Source organism: Acidisphaera sp. L21, assembly GCF_009765685.1.
Taxonomy (GTDB): Bacteria; Pseudomonadota; Alphaproteobacteria; order Acetobacterales; family Acetobacteraceae; genus LMUY01.
This window is the reverse complement of sequence record NZ_LMUY01000119.1, coordinates 405-6,073: the sequence shown is the minus strand read 5'-3', so window position 1 is coordinate 6,073 and position 5,669 is coordinate 405. Positions and strand designations below refer to the sequence as shown.

At 65.3% G+C, this 5,669-nt stretch carries 5 protein-coding genes; 2 read left to right on the top strand and 3 right to left on the bottom strand.

Going from position 1 to position 5,669, the window contains the following annotated elements:
- From GSQ76_RS23125 to GSQ76_RS23115, 3 genes are all read right to left on the bottom strand, one after another.
- The coding region (locus tag GSQ76_RS23125; protein WP_158746476.1) for a hypothetical protein at nucleotides 1-774 on the bottom strand (774 nt) is incomplete at its 3' end.
- 325 nt (nucleotides 775-1,099) lie between these two features.
- A complete protein-coding gene (locus tag GSQ76_RS23120) occupies nucleotides 1,100-2,128 on the bottom strand; it encodes a hypothetical protein (RefSeq protein ID WP_158746475.1) in 1,029 nt (342 codons plus the stop codon).
- The gene (locus tag GSQ76_RS23115; protein WP_158746474.1) at nucleotides 2,125-2,664 is read right to left on the bottom strand and encodes a GNAT family N-acetyltransferase; all 540 of its coding nucleotides are present in this window, start codon (nucleotides 2,662-2,664) and stop codon (nucleotides 2,125-2,127) included. Before GSQ76_RS23115 ends, GSQ76_RS23120 begins: the two co-directional genes overlap by 4 nt.
- 110 nt (nucleotides 2,665-2,774) lie before the next feature.
- Here GSQ76_RS23115 and GSQ76_RS23110 point away from each other — a divergent pair, with 110 nt between their 5' ends.
- The gene (locus GSQ76_RS23110; RefSeq protein WP_158746473.1) at nucleotides 2,775-3,896 is read left to right on the top strand and encodes a serine hydrolase; all 1,122 of its coding nucleotides are present in this window, start codon (nucleotides 2,775-2,777) and stop codon (nucleotides 3,894-3,896) included.
- Between the two features lie 353 nt (nucleotides 3,897-4,249).
- On the top strand, nucleotides 4,250-5,669 hold a 1,420-nt coding region (locus GSQ76_RS23105; RefSeq protein WP_158746472.1), incomplete at its 3' end, for a methyl-accepting chemotaxis protein.

Below are 5,669 nucleotides of genomic sequence, written 5' to 3'. Positions count from 1 at the left end.
CGGCGCAAAGGTGTAGTTCGTGGCCAGGCCTGCTTCGTTGGTCAGGGCAACACTGGCCGCCGCCGTATTGTCGAACGGCTCGGTCAGGCTGAGTTGACCACCTTCGGACCGGATGATGGCCTGGTTGGAGAACGAGGCAGCGTAGACGCTGATGCCGCTGGCGCCGAGGTCGATCGTGCCCTGGTTGGTGATGGCGCTCCCACCATCCGACACCGCGCCGCCCTGCGCGGTCACCGTGATGCCAGCCGGAATGATGAGGGTTGGGGCGGCGGGCGTGGGAGACCCCGATACCGGGATCCCGGAGACATTCAGCGAACCCGAGACGATGACGTTTTCCGGCAGGCTATAGGTTGTCGCCGCCGACTCGATGGTTACGAAATTCCCAATTGTGAGCGTGCCCGGCGTCGTGCCCATAGCGTCTGCATACACCGCCGTGCTGCCCGTAAAAATGACGCCCGACAGCGTGACATTGCCAAGGATGGCAACATTATTCAGCACCGGCTCCGTCTCCGGCCCGTGGGAGACGTTGTATTCCGTCAGGATCAGGTTGCTGCCGGGCAGAATCGCCCCACCGCTCAACGTGCCGCCATAGATGTCGAGCGTGCCCAGCCCAGGGGACAATAGGCCGGTAAGATCCAATTCGCCGGCAATCTGCAGCGTAGTGCCTGCGGAGCCGAGTGTGACGTTTTGCGAGGCGTAGGTTTCACCGGAGGCAAGCGTCACGATGCCCGGGCTTGCCAGCGTAATCGTGGCATCCGTCGCGTCGCCCGTCACCGCATCGTTGGGCGGGCTCCCCGTGCTCCAATCCGCGCCGATCGACCAATCGCCCGAGCCGCTGATCCAATTATCGGTGACGGTCGTGTTCGTTCCACTTGTTCTCTTCGTGAGTCCCGGGCATGGGCATGGCCGACGGCCGAGTTCGTGCAAGCGGCCGCACGATTGAGGGATTTTAACCGTCTGTCGTCATGCAAATGGATGACAAACCGCCGATGCTTCGTCGCCGTGGCAGTCAAGCCACGGCGCACCCAGGCAGCTACTTCCGTATTCGGAACGAGATATCGCGATGGTGATTGAACCACCCGCCCGTGGCGGATGAAGCCTACTCCGCGCCGGGAAACATCGCCTGCGTGATGGGATAACGCCGCAACCGGTCCAGCCAAAACGACGCCGGGTCACCGCCTGGCGCGGCGGGTGGCGCCATCTGCGTCCACTCGCGACAATCGATCATCACCCATTCGCTCGCGGTTGACGGCGATGGCCGCTGCGGTTCGCACCGTCCGGTGCGGGCGAAGGTGACCGCGGCCTGACGATCTGCGGCACTTGGGCGACGGGTGACGTTCTGCCACCGTTCCCACCTGGTGTAGCCAAGCTCCCGCGTGAAATACATCCGCTCCATATTACTGGCGGCATCGATGGTATGGCCGCCGTAATGCTCGGTGATCAGCGTGGACAGCACCGCATGCCCCTGCCTGCCGCCGCTGCTGGTGCGAAAATCGACCGGCTGCACGTCCCATTGGGTAAAGGCATATCCCATGCGCCCCGGGCACGCCGCCGGGTTGCGCGTGATCCGGGCAACCATGTCGCCAGCCGGCTGGGTGGCGAAACGGCGATCCACGATGACCCAGGCATTCATCGCCTGGCAATTGGGGCCCAGAAAGAACTGTAGCCCGGCGCCGCCATCCTCTGTCAGCCCCATCGACACGGACGTATCGCTGAAGACCGCCACCTGTCCGCCATCCCCCAGGTCGAACTGACCGAACTTACGCCGGTCGTCGCCGAAATCGGTGGTCTGCAGCACCGCCAGGCCCGAACTGGTCCGCACCGGAAAGGAATCGCTCTGCTGGTAGCCACCAGGGTAACGCGCCCGGTCCTCCGCCCCCGGCCAGTCGCGCTTGCGGTAGGGCAACGCCTCCCCGACGCGCAGCTTGCGGGTCCGGACGCAGCGCGGCGTCCCCCCCAGCGGGCTGGTCCCGGATATCGCATGGTCCCGCGCGTCGACGCAGACGGATTCGACCAGATAGTTCCACGCCTGCGCCCAACCCGCCGGCGGTAAGTCCGCCGGCTGGGCCGCGGCCGGCATCGCACCGACGAGAAACGCCGCCAGCACCCGGCCGCGCCATGCACTCATGTCAGCGTCTCCAGCGCGTAGGTCAGCACGGCCAGCACCTCCCACCCATACGCGATCCCGCGCAACGTGCGCCCCGCCATAGAGTCCACGCGCGTCTTGAACGGCCTTCCCTGCAGCGCCTCGTAGAAGCGCCGGGCGGGGGCATTATCCTCCACCACCCACAACCCCGCGGCGGTCAGCCCACGCGCCGCCAGCGCCTTGGCGGCATGCGCCATCAGCCGGCGCCCGATGCCCCGGCGTTGCGCACGGGCCAGCACATAGATGTCGTAGACCTCACCCATCTGCGGCAGCGCCGGGCCATGCCCCTCGCCGGACGCGACGAAGCCGACGATGGCGGTATCCAGCAGGGCCAGCGTCACGTCGGTGCCGACCGAGGGCGCCGCGCGCCAGGTATCGGCCAGTGCCGTCAGATCGACCGCGGCGAAGAAGCTCTCGGGCATCTGCGCGGCGTAGGTTTCCCGCAGCGCCTGCAAGTGCATGGCAGCCAGCTCGGCCGCATCGTCGATCGCCAGGGGTCGGTATGTGACCGTCGTCATCGAACCTCCGGCTACCGGGGCACTTGGCGCGCCAATGTATGACCATAGGGCGATGCGGGTGCAAGCCGTGCTAGCGTCACCCCCGACAAGCCGACGCTGGAGCACCTGGTATGACCGAAGCCCCCCTTCCCCCGCATGGCGTCCCCTGGCCCGGCACGACACCCGAACACGCCGGCTTCGATGCCGGCCGGCTGGCCGCGGCAATCGCCTTCGCGCAGCAGAACGAAAGCCCCTGGCAGCGGGACCTGCAGGCGCAGTTGGAGGCGGGCAATTTCGAGCCGCCGCCGGATAACGAGATCATCGGCCCAGTCGCTCCGCGCGGTGGCCCCAACGGGCTGCTGCTGCGCCACGGCAAGCTGGTCGCCAGCTGGGGCGACACCCGCCAGGTCGACATGACGTTCAGCGTCGCCAAAAGCTACCTGTCAATCCTCGCCGGCATCGCCGTGTCCGACGGGTTGATTCCGAACCTGGACGCGCCGATTCGCGACACCGTCGACGATGGCGGGTTCGACAGCGAGCAGAACTCGCCGATCACCTGGCGCCAGATGCTGCAGTTGACCTCGGAATGGGAGGGCAGCCTGTTCGGCAAGTCCGAACAGATCGACCGGAACCGCAGCCTGTCCAGCGAGGCCACTGGCCGCCCGGCTGGTGCCAAAGGCGCTGCCCGGCCACTGCAAGCGCCGGGTAGCTTTTGGGAGTACAACGACGTACGGGTGAACCGGCTCAGCCTGGCGCTGCTGCGTCGCTTCGGTCGCGCCCTGCCCCAAATCTTCGCCGAACGGATCATGCAGCCGCTGGGCGCATCGTCGGATTGGCGATGGGAGGGCTATCGCACCTCCTTCGTCGATGTCGGCGGCAAGCAGGTCCAATCCGTATCCGGCGGTGGCCATTGGGGCGGTGGCGCCTTCATCCACGCGGAAGACCAGGCGCGCATCGGCCTGATGATGCTGCATGGCGGCCTGTGGGGCGGCCAGCGCATCCTGCCTGCGGAGTGGGTTGCTGACTCCGTCAGCCCCTGCCCGCTCAACCCGCGTTACGGCCTGTTCTGGTGGCTCAACAGCGACGGCACTTATCAACCCGCCGCCCCCCGTAACAACTTCTTCGCCATCGGCGCCGGTGGCAACGTGACCTGGATCGACCCGGAACACGACTTGGTCGCTGTATTGCGCTGGATCGACAGCTCCAAGCTGAACGCCTGGATCGGCCAGATCCTGGGCGCCCTGCAACCCTAAAAGCTACGTGTAGCAACATGCAGCATTCGCGGCGACACTGAGCGCCCGAGCGCGAATCCTTGGCTGACGCTGCACCGTCGGCGGGGTTGGAGCAGGTTCCGCAAGGGATGTGTTGTCGGGCGCCTGACGACCGCAGCTTGGTTAATCTCCTCGAAACTTAGCCTTAGTTAATCTGCACTCGTCGCATTAAGGCGCCGTGCATGCAGGTTAGAAAACAACTCTTGGCCTGCATTGGCGTCGTCGGCCTTCTGGCGACGATCAGTGCCAGCTGGCGGTCGACGGAATCCTTCGACGACCAGACCAACGTGTCCAGATCCATCCACGCCGCCAACGGTCTACAGGCTACTATGCGGTTGAGCGAACGTATTTCAGACGAGCGAAGTAAGCTCGATACGCTCTTCAGCAACCCGGCCGCCGCCACGGTGGACACGCTCCAGCCGCTCCGAACCGCGCAGGCAGCGGCCGAAAGCGCCATGGCGGCCGTCGAGCCCATCGCCGGCAAGTTACTGCCCGATATCACCCGCATGATGGATCGCCTGAAACGGAGCGCCGACACAGCCGTTGATGCCCTCGCCATACCCGCGCCGGCCCGATCCTATGACCCAAACCGCGACTTCGTGCTGGCGGTGGACAATATACAGCAACTGCTGTCGGAACTGATCGATCAGTATGAGCTCGCAGTCGGCCGCAACACGCCCGAATTTGGCCAACTCGTGCGTCTTGCCCATCTATCGCAGCAACTTCGCGAGGCAACCGGTCTCCGCTCTGCCCTGCTCTCCCCAGCCCTCTCCGACAACGCCGCGCGCCTGCAGATGCGGGATATGGATGAATTGAGCGGGCAAATCGCCGTGCTATGGCGTCGAATTAAGCTCGACGTGCAGATGGTCAGCCCGCCCCTGCCCCAGATCCTGGAAGCCCGCGACGTTATGGCGCGCACCATTATGGGTGAAGGTGAGGTGCGATACCGCAGCCTGATCACCGCCATCGGCCAGGGGCAGCCGTTCGAGATGACCCCGGCACAGTTTCGGGCCTGGACCACACCGATGCTCGCCAACTCGCTTCTGCTGCGGAATGCCGTGCTCCAGGACCTAACCGCGAAATTCGCTTTGGCCGACCGTCGCGCGACGGCGAAACTGGTCATCGCCATCATCGTGACGGTGCTGGCGATTTTTGCCTCGCTGGGTGCATCCTGGCAGATCATCCGGCGGATCACCCGGCCGTTATCGCGCCTCACCTCCGTCGTCACCGGAATTGCGGAGGGCGACCTGCTGGTCCTGGTGCCCGGCATCGGGCGGGAAGACGAGATTGGCGAAATGGCCACCGCCATTCTGGTCCTGCGCGATCGGGCATCTGAGGCCGCGCTGATGCAGCAAACCGCCGCAGCCGGACAACAGGCCAAGCTTGCCGCAGCCCACATCTTGACCACCGCAGCGATGGCGTTCGAACAGGCCAGCAGCCGGCAACTGATCCAGGTGCAAAACAGCGAGGAGACGCTGAAGCGAACCGCCCAGTCGCTCGATACCGCCAGCCAGATCACCGTTTCCGAAACCGAAAGCGCGGCCGACGGCGTCGCTCAGGCGGTGGCGAATGTCGAAGAATTGGCCAAGGTCGTACAGAAGGTCGCGGACACGGTGCATGTCGTATCCGACCGTATGACCGATGCGGTTACAGCCGTGGGCGGCGCCAGCAAGGAGGCGGATGCCGCCCTGATACAAATCGCCGACCTGGCCACCGTCGCCAGCCAGGTGAGCGCCGTGGTCGACTCGATCACCG

Excerpts from the sequence above, each read along its gene's own strand:
- GSQ76_RS23110 (WP_158746473.1), top strand. The coding sequence starts at position 2,775 with ATGACCGAAGCCCCCCTTCCCCCGCATGGCGTCCCCTGGCCCGGCACG.
- GSQ76_RS23120 (WP_158746475.1), bottom strand. The coding sequence starts at position 2,128 with ATGAGTGCATGGCGCGGCCGGGTGCTGGCGGCGTTTCTCGTCGGTGCG.
- GSQ76_RS23115 (WP_158746474.1), bottom strand. The coding sequence starts at position 2,664 with ATGACGACGGTCACATACCGACCCCTGGCGATCGACGATGCGGCCGAG.